Annotated in this window: 4 protein-coding genes; all 4 read right to left on the bottom strand. The window is 65.9% G+C overall.

Translation table 11 applies throughout. From position 1 onward, the window contains the following. Positions 1-37 precede the first annotated feature (37 nt). Positions 38-1,003, bottom strand: a complete 966-nt coding sequence (locus tag LQG66_RS25945) for a phytanoyl-CoA dioxygenase family protein (protein WP_231318479.1) — start codon at positions 1,001-1,003, stop codon at positions 38-40. Next, a complete protein-coding gene (locus tag LQG66_RS25940; RefSeq protein ID WP_231318478.1) occupies positions 1,000-1,218 on the bottom strand; it encodes an MbtH family protein in 219 nt (72 codons plus the stop codon). Before LQG66_RS25940 ends, LQG66_RS25945 begins: the two co-directional genes overlap by 4 nt. Further along, complete coding sequence (locus tag LQG66_RS25935; RefSeq protein WP_231327944.1) at positions 1,215-17,207, bottom strand: non-ribosomal peptide synthetase; 15,993 nt, start codon at positions 17,205-17,207, stop codon at positions 1,215-1,217. Before LQG66_RS25935 ends, LQG66_RS25940 begins: the two co-directional genes overlap by 4 nt. A gap of 106 nt (positions 17,208-17,313) precedes the next feature. After that, the gene (locus tag LQG66_RS25930; protein WP_231318477.1) at positions 17,314-21,456 is read right to left on the bottom strand and encodes a non-ribosomal peptide synthetase; all 4,143 of its coding nucleotides are present in this window, start codon (positions 21,454-21,456) and stop codon (positions 17,314-17,316) included. Positions 21,457-21,513: the final 57 nt, after the last annotated feature.

The following is a 21,513-nucleotide window of genomic DNA, read 5'->3' as shown; positions in this document are numbered from 1 at the left end:
CCGATCCCGGATAGTGCGGGTAGATTCACCCGATGTGTTAGTTAAAAAATCCCTTCATGGATGCGTAGAACCGGTACAGGCTGTCGGGATCTGTCAGTCCGCGCGTGCGCCGGACCCAGTCCCGCTTCTCGAAGTACCGAGGTCCGTGAGGGTTCTCATCAGATCCCACGGCGTCACCGAGCTCCCAGAGCTCTCGCCCGTCGGCATGATAGTGGGTGAACATGATCCGGCGCGGGATGTCGGGATTGCGCGCAATGAGCGAGCCATGCAGTAGGTCGTTGGAGAAGATCAGAACGTCACCTCTACGAAGCATCACCGGGACAGGCTGAGCACCGGTCTCCTCGATCCAGTCGGCGAGGATCGCCATCGAGTGATCGCCGACCTCGCCGTGCCAGCTTAGCCAATCTTCCGCGCTGCCACCGTGCTGCCAGAGCTGGTGCAGGCGGTCGCGGCTGTTCGGAATGGCATCGAGCAGTCGATCCGGAAATGAGGCGAATTCGACGTGCGACCGCGGCAGCACCCACATCGGGCCCGCGTCGGGATGAACGTCGTCGACAGGGGTCCAGGCGATCGCCCGGCCGCCCGGCGGGCGCGTCGCCATCCCGAAATTGTGGAGATGGGGCGTGCCGCGTCGCGCCGCGTTGACCGGCAAGGCGCCTGGGGATTGAGCCAGAAGCCGCGTGTACCGCGCCACCGGCGCCTGACCGAACACCTGGTGAAGCGCGTCACGAATCGTTGGATGGAGGGCAATCTGCTCCACCGCATCGATCTCGTTTCCTGCCTGCGCCACCCTCACCATGGATTCGATCCGGTCGCGGGCGGGTGCGGTCGACGGAACAATGAGGTCCGGACGCAGTTCGCGCAGCGTTGCGAGAGACGCCGCGCATGCGTCAATCTCAGCGGCTGACAGGACGTCGTGAATCACGATGTATCCGTCGCGGGCAAACGCCTCAGGCCAATTTGATCGAAGCGTCTCTGCCGTTCTTTCGACGATCTCGGTCATGGCGTGCCGCCCTCCATGGCTTTGATCAGGCTGCGCGGACGCATGTCGGTCCAATTCTCGTTCACGAAAGCAAGCGCCTCGGCGCGCGCAGCGTCCCGCAGCCGGACCTCCCAACCGGGAGGAACGTCTGCGAAGGCGGGCCAGAGCGAATATTGCCCCTCGTCATTGATGAGAACGAGGTATCGGGCCTCGGGATCTTCGAACGGATTGGTCATGAGAGGATCTCCTGCTGGTTGGCTTGCGTCAGTAGGTCGTTGAGGATGTGACAGATGCGAGCGAGCGGGCCGGGTTGCAGCATGTCGCCATGGCGACAGGGAATGAGGTGGCGATGGAGCGTCCCGCCAACTCGGTCCGTCCAATCGAATGGCGGCAAGGAGCCGGCATCCGCGATGAAGAGATGCGCGTCACCTTCCAGACGGGGCGGCTCCCAGCCCGTGGCCATTCGCACATTGTTGCGCGTGATCTCGACGAGGGCGTCGATATCCCCTGCACTGAGCGTGGAGAGCACACCGCGGTCGGCTAGCAGCGCCTCGCGCAGGGACCCCGCGCCCTTCCGCCGAGGAACCGCCCCCAACATCGCGACCTGATCGGCGAGCAATTCATCGTCATGGAGCGGCATGGCCTGATCCGCAGCGCGGACCGGATAGGCATCGAGCAGCGCGACGATCCCAGGAGCCGCGCCCTGCCCTTGCAGACGGCATGCAATGGCATAGGCGGTCAAACCACCGAACGACCAACCGAGAAGATGGTAGGGACCTTCCGGGCGGACCTTGCGCATGGCCGCCAGATAGTCGTCCGCCATCGACTCGATGCTCGAAGCAAGCGAGTCGCCGTCCTTGAAGCCACGGGCTTGCAGCGCATATATCGGCTGATCGGCCGGGAGATATCGCATCAATCGCGCATAGACCCAGCTCAGGCCACCACCTGGATGGATGCAGAAGAGTGGCGGTCTCGTGCCGGCAGCTCTGATCGCGATGAGCCCCTCCAAGGGATTCCCCTCGGGGGCGACGTGATCGATGCTGTTCGCCAGGGCTTCGACCGTCGGATTGTCGAACAGCGTGCGGATCGAGCAGTTGACCTGGAAGCGGGCTCTGACCAGCCCGATCAGCCGCATCGCGCGCAGCGAGTCGCCACCCAGCGCAAAAAATTCCTCGTCGACACCGACCTCGGGCAGGCCGAGAACCTCGGCGAACAGTCTGCCCATCTCTTCCTCGCGCCTGTCACGCGGGGCGCGCCTGCCCGAGGACACGGCGCGTTCCGGCGCGGGCAGCCTGTCGCGGTCGAGCTTGCCGTTGCGGGTCAGCGGCATGCGGTCCAGCATCATGATGTGCGACGGCACCATGTAGCCCGGCAGGTAGGCCGCCAGCGACGCCCGCAGGCTCGCCTCAGCATGCACGGCATCCTCGCCCAGCACGACATAGCCCACGAGCCGCCGATGCCCCGGCTCGTCCTCGCGCAGGATCACGGCCGCCTGCCTGACGCCATCGAGCAGCGAGAGCCGGCTTTCGATTTCGCCGAGCTCGATGCGGAAGCCGCGCATCTTCACCTGAAGATCGGAGCGGCCGACATACGCCAGGCTTCCATCCTCGCGCCGCAAGGCAAGATCGCCGGTCCTGTAGAGTCGTCTGCCGTTGTCCGCCGGATCGGCGACGAAACGTTCGGCGGTCAGATCTGGGCGCCCGAGATAGCCCCGAGACACGCCGCCTCCGCCGACGAAGACCTCGCCGATGATTCCGATTGGCACTTCGCGCAAGGACGTATCTAGGAGGTGAATTTCGAGATCATCGATCGGGCTGCCGATCGGGCTACCGCCTGCGTCCGGCGAGACCGGCAGGAGCAGATGCGTGACATGGACCGTCGTCTCGGTGATTCCGTACATGTTGACGAGTTGCGGCCGTTCGGTTCCGAACCGGTCGAACCAAGGCCGCAGCCTCGCGACGTCGAGCGCCTCGCCGCCGAAGATGATCCAGCGAAGCGCTAAACTCGCAGCGAGCTCGGGCTGCAGTTCGATCGCGTCCAGGAGCTGGTAGAACGCCGACGGGGTCTGGTTCAGGATCGTGACACCTTGCGCCTCGACCAGGGCCAGGAAGGCGCCGGGGTCGCGCGACGTCTCCCAGGGAACGATCACGAGGCGACCGCCATGCAGGAGCGCGCCCCAGATCTCCCAGACCGAGAAGTCGAACGCCACCGAGTGGAAGAGCGTCCAGCAATCCTGTTCATTGAAGGCGAATTGCTGCGTGGCCGTGAAGAGCCGCAAGACATTCGCGTGGCTCACCACCACGCCCTTGGGGCGCCCCGTGGAACCGGATGTGTAGATCACATAGGCGGCTGCCAGCGGATGCACCGTGATGGCGAGCGGCGTTGACGGTGACGAGGCGATGCAAGATGCGGTCCTGGGATCATCGAGGACGATCGCCGTGATGCCGTCGCGCAACGACAGGTCTATCGCTTTCACGGCCACCACGAAGGCCGCACCGGATTCCGTCAGGATGTCAGCCACGCGGGCGGCCGAAAGCGCTTCGTCGAGCGGGATGTAGCAGCCCCCGGCCTTCAGGATCGCCAGCATCGTGGTGACCTGCTCCGCACCTCTCGGCAGAACCATGGCCACGGATTGACCGCTGCGCAGGCCCAACGTGACGAGATGCCGGGCGAGCCGGTTGGACGATGCATCCAGCTCGGCATAGGTGATCTTTCGCGCTCCATCGACGATGGCCGTCGCGCCGGGCCGCTGTTCGGCCTGGCGCGCGAAGACATCGCAGATCGAAGGTTCGGGCTGCTCGGCCACGGCGCCACGCAGCGCCGGTGCGACGGACGACCTTCTCGTTCCAAGAGCCCCCACGGGCCGATCGGTCTGCCGCGACAGATCGTCAAGAAGCGCAACGAATTGCGCGGCAATTCCCTGCAGCGTCGTTTCCGGAATGATGTCCGCGCGGGCGTTGAACCTGATTTCGAGCGAGCCGCTCGGTACGATGACGATCGAGAGCGGATAATGCGCGAAATCGACGCTCCAGACGCGGGCGACCGCGAGGTCTCCCACCGGCCGCGCAAGCGCGGCCCGGTCGAGCGGGTAGTTCTCGTAAGCCAGCAGCGTGTCGAACAGATCGCCCAATCCGATGGCCCGCTGGATGGCCGTGAGGCTCACATGCTGATGCGACAGCAGCGCGGCTTGAGAGGCTTGAACCCGTTGTAGAAGCGCATGCGCGCTTTCGTCCGGACGCAGCACAACCCGCAGCGGAAGCGTATTGATGAACAGGCCCACGCTCGACTCGACGCCTGGCAATTCCGCCGGCCGGCCACCGATCGTGATGCCGAAGACGACATCGTTGCGTCGCGTGAGCCGTCCGAGCAGGATGGCCCAGGCAACCTGCATCACGGTGTTGACGGTCAGATTGTTGGCGCGCGCGAGGGCAAGGAGGCCAGCCTCCGTATCGGGGGCGAGGCCGCGCCTGATCTGCAGGTGCGGGCCGTCGCCCGGAGCGGCGGCGCCGGCCAGCCGGACCGGCTGGTTGAGTCCATTCAAGGCGTTGAGCCACGCGCCGATCGCGGCTTCACGATCCTGCGCGGCGAGCCAGGCGAGGTAGTCCTTGCGCCGACCCGGAGCAGCCAATTCCGCCGAGGGATCGGCGTTCAACGTCATTAATTCGCGAATGAGGTTCGGGATCGACCACCCGTCGATGACGATATGATGGAAGGTGCAGAGCAGGCTGTAATGCTGCGCGTCACGGCGGATGAGGCGGAAGCGGACCAGCGGATCGGAACGATCCAAGCGGAAACCCGCGCAGCGATCCGCGTCCATGATGTCGCGAACGGCCTGATCGGGGGCGAGGTCGCTTTGCTCCGGCAGGCTGATGACGCGCCAGTCGAGCGGCACCGTGCGGCGGATCGCTTGCACCGGCCGCGCATCGCTGGTGTCGAGGAAGGTCGCCCGCAGGCTGTCATGCCGGTCGATTAGACGAGCAGCTGCCGCGCGCAGCCGCTCCTCATCCAGCGGACCTTCGAGGTCGAGAACGACTTGAGACACATAGAGCGCGCTCGCCTCTCGCTCGTAGCGGGCGTGGAACAGGAGGCCTTCCTGGAGCGGCGCGAGGGGCAGAATATCGACGGCGTCGGGGACGGCCCTGAGGAGGCCGTTGACCTGCTCCTGCGACAGCGCGACGAGCGGGAAATCTGACGGCGACCGCCCGCCCCCGCCCCGCGCCACCGAGCTCGCGATGTCGGCAATCGCAGCGTGCCAATGATCAGCGATCGCCGCGACATCCGACGCGCCGATCAGACGGGGAGCGAAAGACCAGTCGAGATCGAATGCCGCCCTGCCGTCTTGTTCCTCGCGGGCGATGGCATTGACGGTCAGGATATGTGCGAGCGGCAAGTCGTCGTCGGCGCTCGCCGCGAATTCGTCGAGCGCACCTGCCGAGCGTCCCAGATAGTTGAAGAGGATCTGCGGCTCAATCCCGTTCGCGGTCAGACTCCGGGCGTCCACGTCGCCCTTCTCGGCCAACGCGCGGAGGATGCCGTAGCCACTGCCATCTCCCGGTGTACGTCGCCGCTGCTCCTTGATCGTCAGCACCGCGTCATCGATCGCGCTCGACGACGCGAGATCATCGAGCGACAGGAGGAGCGGATACATCACGGTGAACCAGCCCACCGACCGCGAGACATCGAGAGACCCGTGGCTGCGTCCGTGGCCTTCGACGGCCAGGAGCAGGGTCGGCCGTGCATCCCCTTGACCTTGACGCCAGCGTCGAACGGCGATCACGAGCGCCGTCAGCAGGATGTCGTCAATGCTCGCGGCGAAGGCTTGCGGGATCGGCCCAAGCAGCGCCAGGGTCACCTCATGCGGCAAGGTCGTGCGGAGCACCTGTCGGGTGCCGAACGTATCGCGTGCCCGGTCGAGGGAGACGTTCGGCAGCAGCTGGCCCGTCGAATCGAGCTGCCCGTGCCAGAACGGGAGCTCATGCCGGCGCGACGAGGCATCGCCGGCCAGTTCGCGCGCGTAGGTGGCAAACGGCGTCGAGGGCTGATCGAGTGCGCGTCCGCGAAGAAGGTTGTCGAGATCTTCAATCAGGATCCGCCAGGACACACCATCGCAGACGAGATGATGCAGGCAGAGCAGCAGCCAGAGCCGATCCTCACCTGCAAAGATCGTTGCCTGCAGCATGATGCCGCGTTCGGGCGAGAGAGCCGACGCCAGCCTCTCGCGCTCCTCCGCAAGCTGCGCTCTCCACTCCGTCGTAGCCGCGGCCTTCTGTGACACGTCTGGTGGTGTGGCAGCTTCAACCGGCAGGATCGTGATGGCGTCGGCAAGCTGCTTGGCGCGGAGCATCTCGTGACGACGCCAAAGCGTGCCGACGGCTTCGATCACCGCAGCGGCGGTGGTGTCCGCCCCCAGGTCGATGACGACCGACTGGGCGTAGCGCCCGATGGGACCGCCGCGGCGCGACAACCATTGCATGATCGGTGTCGGCTCGAACGACGTCGCCGCGGCAGGCCGCGCGGCGGCGTCCGCCTTCACGGGCCGGGCTGCGGCCGCAAGGGCGCGCACCGTCTGCAGCTCGAACACCTGTTGCGGCTTCAGCACATAGCCCGCGCGACGGGCGCGGCTGACCAGTTGGATCGACAGGATGGAATCGCCGCCGAGCGCGAAAAAGCCCGCATCGGCACTCACGCGATCGACCTTGAGAAGGCCTGCGGCGATCTGCGCGAGTGCGCGCTCAGCCTCCGTCGCCGGCTCGACGAAACCCTCGGCCTTGCGCGTCGGGGTCAGCAGCCCGGCCCGATCGATCTTCCCGTTGGCCGTCAGCGGGAACTGGTCGAGTGTCACCAGATCGTCCGGCACCATGAAGTCCGGCAGCCGGCCCGCCAGCAACTCGCGCCAGTGCGGAGGCGCGGCGCGGGCGATGGCATAGGCCACCAGCCTCTGCCGCCTCGCCTCGTCGGACCTCGCCAGCACCAATGCCTGATCGATGCCCGGCAGTTCGAGAAGCGCCATCTCGATCTCGGCGGGCTCGATCCGGTGACCCCGCACCTTGATCTGATGATCCGTGCGGCCGAGGAAGACGAGCGCGCCATCGCCCCGGCGCTGCACGAGGTCGCCAGTCCGGTACATCCGCGCGCCGCGACCGCACCAGGGAGCTGCGACGAAGCGCTCGGCGGTGAGATCGGGGCGCCGGAAATAGCCGCGCGCGAGCCCGGCGCCCGCAATGTACAATTCGCCGGGCAGTCCGTGAGGAACGGGTTGCAGCGCCTCATCGAGGATCAGGAGCCGTGTGCCGGCAATCGGTGCGCCGATCGCGACGGCGCCCGCTTCCGGATCGTCCGGCCGCACTTCATAGGCGACGCAGCCGACGACCGTTTCGGTCGGACCGTACTCGTTGATGAGACGCGTGTCCGGCGCCCCTCTCCGCCAGGGCTGCAGCGTTTCCGCTGCCAGCGCCTCGCCGCCGATGACGAGCCGCTGCGCCAGTCCGGCGAGACGTTCCGCGGTCGACATCTGCGCCAGCAATCCGACCTGGGTCGGAGTCAGCTTGAGCAGGGAAAGCCGCTCACGCGGATGGGCGAGGAGATCGAACTGACGCGCCTCATCGAACAGCGTGACGCGTTCGCCGGCCAGGAGCGGCAACAGCAGGCTCGTGATGGTTGCATCGAACGCGACCGAGGTCGTGACCGCTGCACCACCGCCCTCGCCGAGGCGATAGGCGTCGATCGCCCAGCCGGCGTAGTTCGCAAGCCCGCCATGGGTGACGACGACTCCCTTCGGCCGTCCGGTCGTGCCGGACGTGAAAATGAGATAGGCCGGACTGTCCGCAGACGGAACGGTCGCCGGAAAATGCTCGCCGATCTCAGGGGCATCGACCAGACTGATCTCGGACCGCAGGCGTTGCCTTGCGGCGGCGTCACCGAGCGTCATGCGGACGTCGGCTTCTGCGATGAGGGCCTCGATCCGCGCGTCGGGATATTTCGGGTCGAGCGGCACGAACGCGGCGCCGGTCTTCAGGACGGCGAGGAGCGCTGCCACCAATGCGGCTCCGCGGTCGAAAATCAGAGCGACCCGATCTTCCGGCCCCACGCCCCTTTTCGTCAGGCGCGCGGCAATCGCATCCGCCCAGACGTCGAGATCTTGGAACGTCAACTGGTCCGGCCCGCTCTCGACGGCGATCGACGTCGGCCGACGTGCGACCTGCGCGTTGAACAGCGTGATCACGTCTCGGGGCTGCGTGACCGGGTCGGGACCGCTGATCAGCCCGGGCTGCGAATCCTCAGCAGAGCTGGCACTCAGCGCACCGACGGCCTGATCCGGGTCGGCGCAGAGTCCGAGCAGAAGACGCCGAAAGCGGGCAAGCAGTTCTTCACCCACGCCCGGCTCGAACAGATCAGCGCGATAGTTGAGCCGGAAGGCGAGCTGCCTGCCTGGAAGCGCCAGAAACGAAAGCGTGTAGTGCGATGTTTCACGCCCCTCGACAGCGTCGATCCGCAAGCCGCCCGCGCCGAGGCCGGCTTCGCGGTCAGGATAGCTTTCATACACCACCAGCGTATCGAACAGTTTGCCGTCCGCGATGCGCTGGAGATCGGCCAACGGCACGTCGGGATGTGCGAGCAGGAAGGCGACCCTGTCCTGAACGGATTGGCAGAGCTGCCGCAACGTCATGTCCTGCCGGACGGAGACCCACAGCGGGAGCGTATTGATCAAAAGACCGACGATCTGGTCCGCGCCTGGGAGTTCCGGGGGCCGGCCCGAAACGGTGATCCCAAACGAAACCTCATCCTGGCGCGTCAGACGCGACAACAGGACCGCCCACGCGGTCTGTACCAGCACGCTCGGCGTGGTGGACAAGGCTGCGGCACAGGCTGCGATCGCAGAGGTTTCCACAGCGCTCAAGCACTCGCGCGCAACGGCGTGGAGCATCGACCGGCTTGCATCCTTCTTCTCCACCAATGGCGTGAGAGGCGGGGCACCGGCAAGGGCTTCGGTCCAGGACTTGAGAGCCTCGGCCTGATCTTGAGCGGCCAGCCATTGCAGAAAGCGACGATGGGGAACGGCCGCCGGGAGACCGACGCCGTCATACAGCGCGGCGAGATCGCGGATCACGACCGGAATCGACCAGCCATCGAGAAGAAGGTGATGCAGACTGAGGACCAGCAGCGAGGTCCCGTCGTCTCGTCGAAGCAGCGTGAAGGCGACCAAAGGAGGCCGGGCGGGGTCGAAGCGCCTGGCCTGGTTGGAGGCGAGCCAGGCCTGCTCGTCATGCGCATCGGCGATGCGTACCTCTTCCCAGCACAGCTCGACCGCTGATGAGACGATCTGGATCGGACGATCATGGCCCTGGTGCTCGAAGCATGAGCGCAGGATGGCGTGTCGCGCGACGAGGCCAGCACATGACGCGCGCAGGCGGCCCGGATCCACCTGCCCTCCCAACCTCAAGACCAGCTGGACGAGATAGGTGTCATCGCCCTCGTCGTCATAAAGCGTGTGGAACAGCAGTCCTTCCTGAAGCGGCGTGAGCGGAAGAACATCCTCGAGCTGCGCCCGCCGCGCAGCGAGCCCGTCGATCTCGGCCTGTGACAGCTTGACCAGCGGCAGATCGGCCGGCGTCAGGATCGAACGGACGTCGTCCCTGCCCGCGAAATCGAGGACGGACCGGAGGGCGTCGTCCCACGACCGAGCCAGTGCTTCGACGGTCGAGCCCGCGACGAGATCGGGTGCCCATGCCCATTCGATCGAAAAGACAGGACCGGATTTGTCATCCCTGATGTGCGCAAGGACCTCGATGGCATGCGCGACAGCCATATCGGGATCGCGGACGACGCCCAGCGCCGGATGCTCGGGCGCCGGCAGCCATGATCCCGCTCCGTCGCTGAAGCGGCCGAGATAGTTGAAGCAGATCTCAGGCGTCGCAGCGTCCCGAAACGGCTGGCCTTCGGACTCGTTCAAGTAGCGCAGCAGCCCGAACCCCACGCCATTGGCGGGGATCGTGCGCATGGCCTGCTTGACGCTGCGCAGGAGCGCCGGAAGGTCGCCTGCTCCGTTTCCGGCAGGACCGCCCAACACTGCGGGAAAGAGGCTCGTGAACCAGCCCACCGTCTGGCCGGCGTCGATCCCCGCGACGACGTCTTCGCGTCCGTGCCCCTCGACGTCGATCCTCAGCGCACCATCGTCCGACTGCGCGGTCCGGCGCGCAGCCATGAGAAGCGCCGTCAGCAGAAGCTCGTGGATCTTCAGGTTTAGCCGGCCGGGAGCGGCGAGGAGCGATCTCGTCTCCGCCGGCGTCAGAGATCTGGTCATGCGGTTGACCACCGCGACACGATCGCGGGCCGCGGTCAGCGGGCCCGATGCGAACCTGATCGTGGGTGCATCCAGAACACCGCGCCAGTAGGGACTCTCGCCGACGACCGCAGAGCTTCGCGCCGCGCCGCTCAGTCCAAGAGCCCAGGCGCGAAAGGTCGACGGCGGTGGCGGCGGCAGCGCGGTCCCGTGCGTGAACTCCTGCCACAACGCCGCAAGTTCGTTCATCACGATGCGCCAGGACACGCCGTCGATGGCAAGGTGATGGATCACGAGGAGCAGGCGGCGTCCGCGATCTCCGGACTCGGGAGCGAGTCGCGCCTGCAGCAGCCGGCCTTCGAAGGGCTGAAGCTGCATCGCTGCCTCCTGCTCCGCCAGAACCACGTCGGCCCCAGCCAGCAATGTGGCAACCGCGCCGGCATGGAAGCCGGCTTCGGCCGGACGCACCTCGAGGGTCCAGTCGACGTTGAGACGAAGCCGCAGCGCATCGTGGCGGGCGGCAAGCCGATCGAGCAGCAAGGCCACCGCAGTTTCGGTCAGGTCGGCGGGGACATCGAGCAGAATGGATTGGCTGAAATGGGCGCTCTGCCCGCGATCCCGCAGCCAGAGCATGATCGGCGTTGCCGGCAGCGATGTCCCCGGGATCGGATCGGACGAAGGACTATCGGCAGCCGGGCTGGCCACGAGCGCAAGTCCGGCGACGTTGGGATGACGGAAAACCTGACGCGGACTGATGGACAGGCCGCGCGCGCGGGCTCGCGCCACCAGCCGCAGCGATGTGATGCTGTCCCCGCCGAGATGGAAGAAGTTTGAGTTTGCATGGATGTCGGGTGTGGCGAGCAGGTCCGCGAAGATGTCGGCGATGATCGTCTCGGTCGGCGTCGAAAGCGGGACGGCGGTCTCGCCCCAGCTCCCGGCCCGCGGCGCAGGCAGCGCGGCACGATCGAGCTTGCCGTTGGCGTTGAGCGGCAGCGCGGCAATGCCGATGAAGGCTGACGGCACCATGTAGTCCGGCAGCGTCTCGGCCAGATGAGCGCGCAGCTCCGCAGCCGGCGGCAGCGCATCGCGCGCCACGACATAGGCGACCAGCGAGGCGAGGCCTGATCCGAGGTCGCGCGGCACGACGACGGCATCCTTGATGGCCGCATGACGCACCAGCCGCTCTTCCACTTCGCCGAGCTCGATCCGGTAGCCGCGGACCTTCACCTGGTGGTCGGAGCGGCCGAGATAGTCGAGGTTGCCGTCGCTACGCCACCGGACGATGTCGCCGGTGCGGTACATCCGCTCGCCGGGAGCGCCGTAGGGATTGGCGACAAAGCGTTCGGCGGTGAGACCGGGACGGTCGAGATAGCCGCGCGCCAACCCGACACCAGCGAGATACAGATCGCCGGTGACGCCGGGAGGCAAAGGTTTCAGAGCCTTGTCGAGCACATAGACGCGCCGGTTGCGCACCGGCTGCCCGATCGGCGGCACCTCGTCGCCGCTGTCAGGCGCATGCCACGCGGTCGCGTAGACGGTGGCCTCCGTCGGGCCATAGACGTTGGAGATGCGGCAGCCGGGACGCTCGGCCCGAAGCCGGCGGATGAGGCGGGCCGGCAAGGCCTCGCCGGCCAGCACGACGGCGGACAGGTTCGGCGGCAGGGCGGCGTGATCGAGCAGGCTCGCCAGCGCAGACGGAACGCCGCTGATCATCGCGGCCGGGCCCGCATCGCCGGCATGCTCGGCGAGCGCGAGCAGGTTCTCCAGGAGATCGATGCGCCCTCCCCGGCACAGCGGCGACAGGATCTCGAAGACGGAGACGTCGAAGGCGAGCGATGTCGTGACGAAGACGCGGTCGAGGCTGCGGCCGTAGGTGTCGTGGGCCCAGGCGATGAGATCGGCGACGCCGCGCTGCTCGATGACGACGCCCTTGGGCAAGCCGGTCGATCCGGAGGTGTAGATCACATAGGCGGCGTTGCCGGGAGCCAGGTGGTGATGGCCCTGATGCGGAGACGGATCGGTCTCCTCAGCGGCGAGCGCATCGTGGCCCAGACGCAGGCAAGGCAGGTCCGCCGGCAAGCGCTCCACATTGGCGTCATCGGTCAGGGCGAAGCGGACATGCGCGTCGCGGATCACAGCCGCGATGCGCGCCGGCGGATAGGTGGCATCGAGCGGCAGGTAGGCAGCCCCGCTCTTGAGCACGCCCATCAGCGCCGCAATCAGATCCGGCGTCGCGCGCGACATCACGATGGCGACGCGGTCCTCGGGCCCGATGCCGTGAGCGAGCAGCGTATGGGCGATCCGGTTGGCACGACGATTCAGCTCGTCATACGTCCAGGCGGCAGCACCGCAGACCACCGCCGTCGCATCGCGCGCACGCTGAACCTGCGCCTCAAACCACGCCGCGGGCAGCCTCTCGGGCAGCGGGGCCGCCGTCGCGTTCCAGCGACCGAGCACCAGATCGCGCTCCTCCTCCAGCAGCAGATCGACCGCACCGACACGGCCATCCATGTCAAACGTCAAACACGAGAGGAGATGCAGGAAGCGCTTCTCGAACAGTTCGATCGTCCTCGGGGCATAGAGTGACGTGCTGTATTCGATGACGCCGCTCATGCCGAGCGGACGGAGATCCGGATCACGGTGATCGCGAAAGGTGAACGACAGGTCGAATTTCGAGGTCTTGGTCGACACCGCGCGGCGTCGGACCGACAATCCGGGCGCCTGAGGCAACGGATCGGCGTTGCCAAAGGCCAGCATCACCTGAAACAGCGGATGGAGAGAGAGCGAGCGCGGTGGGTCGAGGAGCTCGATCAGGCGCTCGAACGGCAGAGCCTGATGGTCGTAGGCGGCGAGATCTGCCTCCCGAACCCGGGCCAGCAGAGTTCTGAACGACGGGTCGTCTGCGAGGCCGGTTCGCAGCACCAGCGTGTTGGCGAAGCATCCGACCAGATCGCGGAGCACCGGATCATGGCGTCCATCGATCGGCGTGCCGATCGGCACATCCGTTCCGGCGCCGAGCCGGGACAACAGCACCGCCAGCGCCGCATGGATGAACATGAAGAGCGTGGCATCGGCTTCGGCCGCAAGGTCGAGGATGCGGCGATGCAGTTCGACAGGAATGACGAAATGGTGCTCGTCACCGCGGTCGTCGAGAACCGCCGGACGGACGTAATCAGTTCGAGGCGTCGCTTCCTGCGGCAAGCCGTGGAGGGTCCTCTTCCAGAAGGCTTCGTCATCCGGCAGGCTCGATCCCGGCGAGCCATCGCCATCTCCGCCCCGCTCGGAGAGTGCGACATCGGCATATTGGAGAGGCAACGGCGCCAGCGTCGCGGGGCGACCGGCACGCCGATCCGCATAGCTATGGATGAGATCCCGCAACAATGGCGTCAGCGACGCGCCATCGATCGCGATGTGATGCACGGTCAGAAGGAGAACATGCAGCTCCGGAGCAATCCGGAACAACACCGCGCGACAGGGAATGTCGGCCTTGAGATCGAAGGGGCTTCGTCCTTCGGCCAGGATCGACGCGTCGACTTCCGCCGCTTCGACCTGCACGGTCTTCAGTTCGAGATTGATGCTCGTTTCGGCAACGACGATCTGAAACGGCTCGCCGTCCTCCTCGCCGAAGCAGGTCCGAAGCGGCTCGTGGCGCCGAACGATGTCGTTGATTGCGCTTCGCAGCGCAGCCTCGTCGAGGGGACCCGCAAGCTCGATCGCGACGGGAACGTGATAGGCGGGCAATGAGCCTTCGAGGCGATCCAGCAGCCAGAGGCGGCGTTGGGCTCTGGAGAGCGGGATCCGTTCGGGCCGTGGACTAAGACGGATCCATTGCGGCTGGTCGTCACTCCGATCGCTGCCGGCAGCTTCCCTCTCGACATGCTGCGCCAGCATGGCCACGGTCGGCGATCTGAACACCGTGCTGAGCGGCCAGCGTCCCCCCACTCGTCTGCGCAGGGCAGCGACCAGGCGAACGGCCAGCAGCGAGTCCCCGCCGAGATGGAAGAAGTTCGAGTTTGCATGGATGTCGGGTGCGGCGAGCAGGTCCGCGAAGATGTCGGCGATGATCGTCTCGGTCGGCGTCGAGAGCGGGACGGCGGTCTCGTGCCAGCTCCCGGCCCGCGGCGCAGGCAGCGCGGCACGATCGAGCTTGCCGTTGGCGTTGAGCGGCAGCGCGGCGATGCCGATAAAGGCGCCGGGCACCATGTAGTCCGGCAGCGTCTCGGCCAGATGAGCGCGCAATTCCGCTGCCGGCGGCAGCGCATCGCGCGCCACGACATAGGCGACCAGCGAGGCGAGGCCCGATCCGAGGTCGCGCGGCACGACGACGACGTCCTTGATGGCCGCATGACGCACCAGCTGCTCTTCCACTTCGCCGAGCTCGATCCGGTAGCCGCGGACCTTCACCTGGTGGTCAGAGCGGCCCAGATAATCGAGGTTGCCGTCGCCGCGCCAGCGGACGATGTCGCCGGTGCGGTACATCCGCTCGCCGGGGGCGCCATAGGGATTGGCGACAAAGCGTTCGGCGGTGAGACCAGGACGGTCGAGATAACCCCGCGCCAACCCGACGCCGGCGAGGTACAGATCGCCGGTGACGCCGGGAGGCAGCGGTCGCAACGCTTTGTCGAGCACGTAAACGCGCCGGTTGCGCACCGGCTGCCCGATCGGCGGCACCTCGTCGCCGCTGTCGGGCGCATGCCACGCGGTTGCGTAGACGGTGGCCTCCGTCGGGCCATAGACGTTGGAGATGCGGCAGCCGGGACGCTCGGCCCGAAGCCGGCGGATGAGGCGGGCCGGCAAGGCCTCGCCTGCGAGCACGACGGCGGACAGTTTTGGTGGCAGGGCGGCGTGGTCGAGGAGGCTCGCCAGCGCGGACGGAACACCGCTAATCATCGCGGCGGGGCCCGCATCGCCGGCATGCTCGGCGAGCGCGAGCAGGTTCTCCAGGAGGTCGATGCGACCTCCCCGGCACAACGGCGCCAGAATCTCGAAGACGGAGACGTCGAAGGCGAGCGATGTCGTGACGAAGACTCGGTCGAGGCTGCTGGTATAGATGTCATGAGCCCAGGCGATGAGATCGGCGACACCCCGCTGCTCGACGACGACGCCTTTGGGCACGCCGGTCGATCCAGAGGTGTAGATCACATAGGCGGCGTTGCCGGGCGCCAGGCGGTGATGGCCCTGATGCGGAGGCGGATCGGTTTCCTCAACGGCGAGCGCATCCTGGCCGAGACGCAGGCAAGGCAGGTCCGCAGGCAGGCGCTCGAAATTGGCGTCATCGGTCAAGGCGAAGCGAACATGCGCGTCGCGGATCACGGCGGCGATGCGCGCCGGCGGATAGGTCGCATCGAACGGCAAGTAGGCAGCCCCGCTCTTGAGCACGCCCATCAGCGCCGCAATCAGATCAGGCGTCGCGCGCGACATCACGATGGCGACGCAGTCCTCGGGACCGAGGCCCTGGGCGAGCAGCGTATGGGCGATCCGGTTGGCGCGACGATTCAGTTCGTCATACGTCCACGCGGCGCCACCGCAGACGACGGCCAGTGCGTCACGCGAGCGGCGGACCTGCGCCTCGAACCAGGCCCCGGGCAGCATCTCGGGCAGCAGGGCGGCCGTCGCGTTCCAGCTGCCGAGTACCAGATCGCGTTCCTCCTCCAGCAGCAGGTCCGCCGCGCCGACACGGCCATCGACGTCCGACATCAAACGCGACAGAAGATGAAGGAAACGTCGACGAAACTGCGTGAGGTCCTCGTCGTTGCGCCGCCCGGCATTGGCGTTGAAGTCGATCCGCAATGCGGGTTCGTCACCGTTCGGATAGGCGACGACCGAGTAGTCGTCGACCGGACCGTTCGAGAGGTTCTCGAGCTTCGCGGTCTCGTCCCCGAATTGCAGGAGGTCGAAGAACGGGATGACGTTGACCACGACGGAGGTGAGCTCATCCCCTGCCCCGGTCAGGGACAGGTCGCGGCGGATATCCTCGAGGCGTGTGCGCTGATGCTGGAGCGCGGCCTTTATCTTCAACCGGATCTCGGCCAGAAACTCGCGCCAGCTGGCGCGGGGATCGACGGTCAACCGAAGCGGGACCACATTCGAGACAGTGCCGGGCGTGTTCCGCGCCACTGCGCCGGACCGCGCCGAAACCACGAAACCGATGACGGTATCGCCAGATCCACGGCTCGACGAAGAGATCACCGCCGCAACGGCACAGAGGAGGGTTGCGATGCTCAGGCCGGTCGTCGCAGCCATCGTCCGAAGAGCGGTGGTCAGCCCTGCGGAGAGATGTTCCGTCTGACGTCGAAAGCCATTCCAATCCGGATCATGCCCTATCGCGGATGCACCATGAACGAAGCCATCGAGCTCGTTTCGCCAGTAGGCGCGGTCCTGCAAAGCGTCATCGGACGCGCGATAGTCGCGATCATCAGCCAGCAGTTCCGCGAAGGCCCCGAACGGCCTTGGGGAAGTCTCCCTTCCCGAGACGAGCCGACTGTATGTGTCGGCAACGCGCTTGGCAAAGAGCGCACGTGCAAAGCCATCCATGGCGATGTGGTGGTAGAGCTGGCACCAGGCGAAATGACCGTCTTCGACCCGCAGCAACAGCAAGCGTGCGAGACAGTCACCTTCGATATCGATGGGGACGGCGAGCTCGTGCGCGAGTCTGCCTGTAAGATCGGCGTTCGACGGGAGCGGCGTTTCATCCTGCACGAGGTGCCATCGCGGTCGGACACCGAGCCGTTGGACAGGCCCCCGATCCGAGCGTGAGAACCGGACGTGCAACGCATCCGTCTCATCGACCGTCTGCCGGAGCGCACGCTCGAAACAGCCGAGATCGAGGGTGCTGGGAAGATGGATCACCTCGCCGACGGTGTAGGAAGGACTGTCAGGCTGCAGCGCCTGCGCGAGCCAGATCTCCAACTGCGCAGCGCTGAGCGAAACCAGAGGACCTGTCATCATTGGGAAGCGCCGTCAGTTGGGAGAACAAGAGATTGAGCCTGTATCGGGTTCCGGTAGTCGCTAAGGCGATGGCAACCGCCGCAGCCTGCGCCAGCGCACGCGGCTATGGGCGGCGCGGGACAATGAGCGGATAGGCCGGGCTGAGCCAGTGCTGGCCGATATCGCCGATGTGAATCTCACGGTTCGTGAGAACCACGATCCCCTTCGAACGTCTCGGTGCGAGGCCGAAAAATGCGCGGAAACCGGAGCCGCCGCCGCCATGATAGAGAAGATGATCGCCATGGGTGGTTCTCGACCGAAGCCCGATCGTCATATCGAGTTCAGGCATCCCCGTTGGCCGTGACACCGTCAGCATGCGGGACAGAGCGGATTTGGCCGGCGACGACTCGCGCGCCAGGAAGGCGGCGAGAATCCGGTGCAGATCGTCGATCGAGGTAGCCATGTCCGAACTGCATTCGTAGAAATGGAAGCCTGTCTCTTGCGTCCCGTCCGGCAGAGTCCTTCGTGTCCTGGACACCGTGTTGGTCATGCCGAGCGGATCAAGGAGATACCGCCTCAGGACCTTCAGGTAGTCATCGGCCTCGCCATGACGCAACGCGAAGCCAAGCAACGAGATTCCGAGCGAACAATACTCATACGTCCTGTCGCTCAGATCGCCCTCGAACGTCTCGAGATAGTTGCGAAGACCGTCTTCCGAGCAATTCACGAGCTCCTTGACATAGGCCGGCAAGCCCGACGTGTGCGTGGCCAGGTCGGCCATCGAAATACAATCGGCAAGCGTTTGAGGGAGCCGCCACTCGCGAGGGAGCCTCCTTCCTAACGCGGTGTGGATCGTGATCCGGCCGGCCTGCTCCATCATGCCCAGCAGCAGCGAGGCGAGGAATTTCGAGATCGATCCCAGCGGAAAGGCGACATCCGTCCGATCGCTGGCGCGCCGCTCACCGGGCGAGAACAGCAGGAACTGATCGCCCTGCTCCGTCACCGTGGCGACGAAAGCCTTGGCGTCGGAGGACTCGTTGCGAAATCGCCCTTCGAGGATGGCTTCGATTTCGGCAAGGGACATCGTGGCGCCGATCGCCTCGGCCCGCGCGACGACCGCACGAACTGCAACCGCAGCTTTGGCTGGTTTGAAGCTCTCGACATGGCGGGCCAGCAAGGCGATCGTCGGCGCGGTGAACATCGCAGTCGCGGCGACGTCGGCACCGATATCGCGACGGATGGCACCGGCGATGCGCAGCGCCAGCAGGGAATTGCCGCCGAGGTCATCGAAGAAGTTGTCGTGGATGCCAACCGTCTCGAGTTGGAGCGCGTCTGCAAACAGCCGGCCGATGATCTCTTCCATCGCGGTTCGCGGAGCCATCGGCTCCTGGCTCGCGAAGCTGGGCGCCGGGAGGCTGCGCCGATCGAGCTTGCCGTTCGGCGTCAATGGCAGAGCCTCGAGCCTGATGATCACGGCCGGCACCATGTAGTCCGGCAGCTTCGTCGCGAGCTGGCGCCTGAGCACTTGCGGGTCAGCACCCTCGTGGACGACGTAGGCCGTGAGGAGATCGCGCCCAGCTGATCCTTTGTGCAGCACGACTGCGCTCTGACCGATCCCGAGCTCGGCGAGCGCGGCCTCGATCTCCCGTGGCTCGATGCGAAACCCGCGCAGCTTGAACTGCGAATCCGCGCGGCCCGCGAACATCAGATATCCATCCTGGTGCCAGCAGGCGCGATCGCCGGTCCGATACATGCGCTGACCGGCGGGTCCAAACGGGCAAGCGACGAAGCGCTCGGAGGTGAGATCGGGGCGCCGCCAATATCCCCGCGCCAACCCTGCGCCCGCAATGTACAACTCGCCGACCACGCCGGCGGGTAACACGCGAAGCCGGCGATCCAGAACATAAGCCCTGACATTGTCCAGCGGCCGGCCGATCGGCACCGGCACTGTCCGGGCCGGACGCTCCGCCATCTCATGGGTCGTGCAGAAGGTGGTGGTCTCTGTGGGGCCGTAGCCGTTCACCACACGGAGATCCGGGCACGCTTCAAGAACCTTGCTGATGGCCTCGGCCGAGAGCACGTCGCCACCGGCCACGACTTGGCGAAGACCCGCGAAGGAAATCGGCGACTCATCCGCAATGAGATGAAACAGGCCAGCCGTCAGCCACAGATCCGTGACCCCATGCGAAGCGATGACGTTTTCCAGCGTACGCGAATCGAGCGTGCCGGGGGGCGCCACCACGATCGAGCCGCCGTTCAGGAGCGGAACCCAGATTTCGTAGGTCGAGGCATCGAACGCTACCGGCGAATGGACCAGCATCCGGATAGGCGCCGACTGCTGCCAGCGGCGATCGCGGACGAGGTCTGCCACGTCACGATGCGTGACGACGACGGCCTTTGGCTGCCCGGTCGAACCCGATGTGTAGCAGAGATAGGCCGGATGATCCGGCAGCAGCGCGCGGGAACGCACGATCTCCGCCGCGGCGGCTTCGCAGACGTCATCCGTACCCCAACTCGTGCCGGGATCATCGATAACGATGATGCTGTCGCCGTTGAGCTCGGCGCCGGCCAGAGCCTCGATACTCGCGCGATCGTCATGGCACGTGACGATGGCAACCGGATCCGCATCAGCCAGAACCAGCGCGAGCCTGTCACGCGGGCTGTCGAGATCGAGCGGAAGATAGGCCGCCCCCGTCTTGAGGATTGCGAGCAAAGCCAGAATGAGCTGCTCGGAGCGGCGCATTGCAACCGCGACCCGGGTTTCTGGACGAGCGCCGAGGGCATTCAGGGCAAGGGCGATACGATTTGATTGCCTGTCGATATCGCGGTAGCTGAGTTTCACGTCGCCAGCGATGATGGCGATATCGCTGCCGGCACGTTGGACAGCCGCGGCAAACGTGTCCGGCAGGGTCGCATCCGGGACGTCGTTGCTGGTATCGTTCCAGCCCGTGAGGATCCGCTCCCGCTCTCCAGGTCCGAGGAACGCGGCCGACTCGACCGGCGCATCGGGATCCGCAACGAGAGCTGCGAGCAGAAGATCGAACTGCTGGCGAAATTGCGCGACATCGGAGGCGCTCCGCCGAGAGCCGTTTGCCTTGAAATCGATCAAGATCTCGTCGTCGTCCGGGTGGTGATAGACCACGATCGCAAAATCATCGACCGGGCCATTCCCCATATTGCGAAGGCGCACCGTGGACCCGCCAAAGCAGATGGGTCCATAGAACGGCGTGTAGTTGACGACGATCGAGGTGAGCTGGTCGCCTTGACCGAACAAGCCGAGATCCCGCCTGACGTCCTCCAGACGTGCCCGCTGATGCCGGAGCCCCCTTTTGACCTGCCTGCCCGTCGACGAGATCAGCTCGCTCCAGCGAAGCCCCTTTGGTACGCCCAACCGCAGGGCGACAATGTTGGACACCGCACCAGCGATGCTCCGCGATGGACCATCCGGCCGCGCGGCGACGACGAAGCCGATGACGGTGTCGTCGGTATCCCTTCGAACCGAGGAAAGGACGCCAGCCACAGCGCAGATCAGGCTGGGGAGGGTCGTACCGGCGGAGGTGGCGATGGCCTTCAGCCGCGCGGTTTGATCACGACATAGACGTGCCGTCTGCAGAACCGCCGCATAGGATGCCTTGGCTCCCTGCCCCTCCAACCTGTCATCCAGTCCGGCGAGCGCCTCTCGCCAATATCTGCGATCGTCCTCGGCCCGCTTGGAACTGCGATAATCGCGATCGGCAGCCAACAGAGAGCCGAAATGTTCGAACCGGCGCGGCGCCGGCTGGCCGTCACGAACGAGACTCCCATAGTGTTCGGCGACCCGCGTGGCGAACAACACGCAACTCAAGCCGTCCATCGCAATATGGTGAAAGAGCTGGCAGTACTCCCAGGCTCCATCCTGGCGCCGAAACAGAAACACCCGGAAGAGCGCGCCTTCCGCGAGCGGCAACGGCCAACGCAAAGCCTTATCGATGATCCTGTCGATGTCAGCCGGTGGCAACCCGAAGCTGCGCTCGCCCTCTAGGCTCCAATGCGGAGCAACACCCAGGATTTGCAGCGGTCCCGTCTCGTCCGAAACGAACCGCACATGCAAGGCGTCGGTCTCATCGACCGTCGCCTGCACCGCGCGCTCGAACAAGGTGATATCGAGCTGGCCCGGAAGCGTCGCCCTCTGGGCCAGCGTGTAAATCGGACTCTCTGGCGCGAGTGCCTGCGCGAGCCAGATTTCGCTCTGCGCAGCCGACAGGGCAGTCGCCGCCGAGGGCGCCATTTTCAGTTGCGACGCGGCAGGCGTTGGACCGGACGCATCTAGGACAGACGTCGAGAC

The organism is Bradyrhizobium ontarionense (genome assembly GCF_021088345.1).
Taxonomy (GTDB): Bacteria; Pseudomonadota; Alphaproteobacteria; order Rhizobiales; family Xanthobacteraceae; genus Bradyrhizobium; species Bradyrhizobium ontarionense.
Note: the sequence above shows the minus strand (reverse complement) of the source record. Positions and strands in the feature narration are given on the sequence as shown.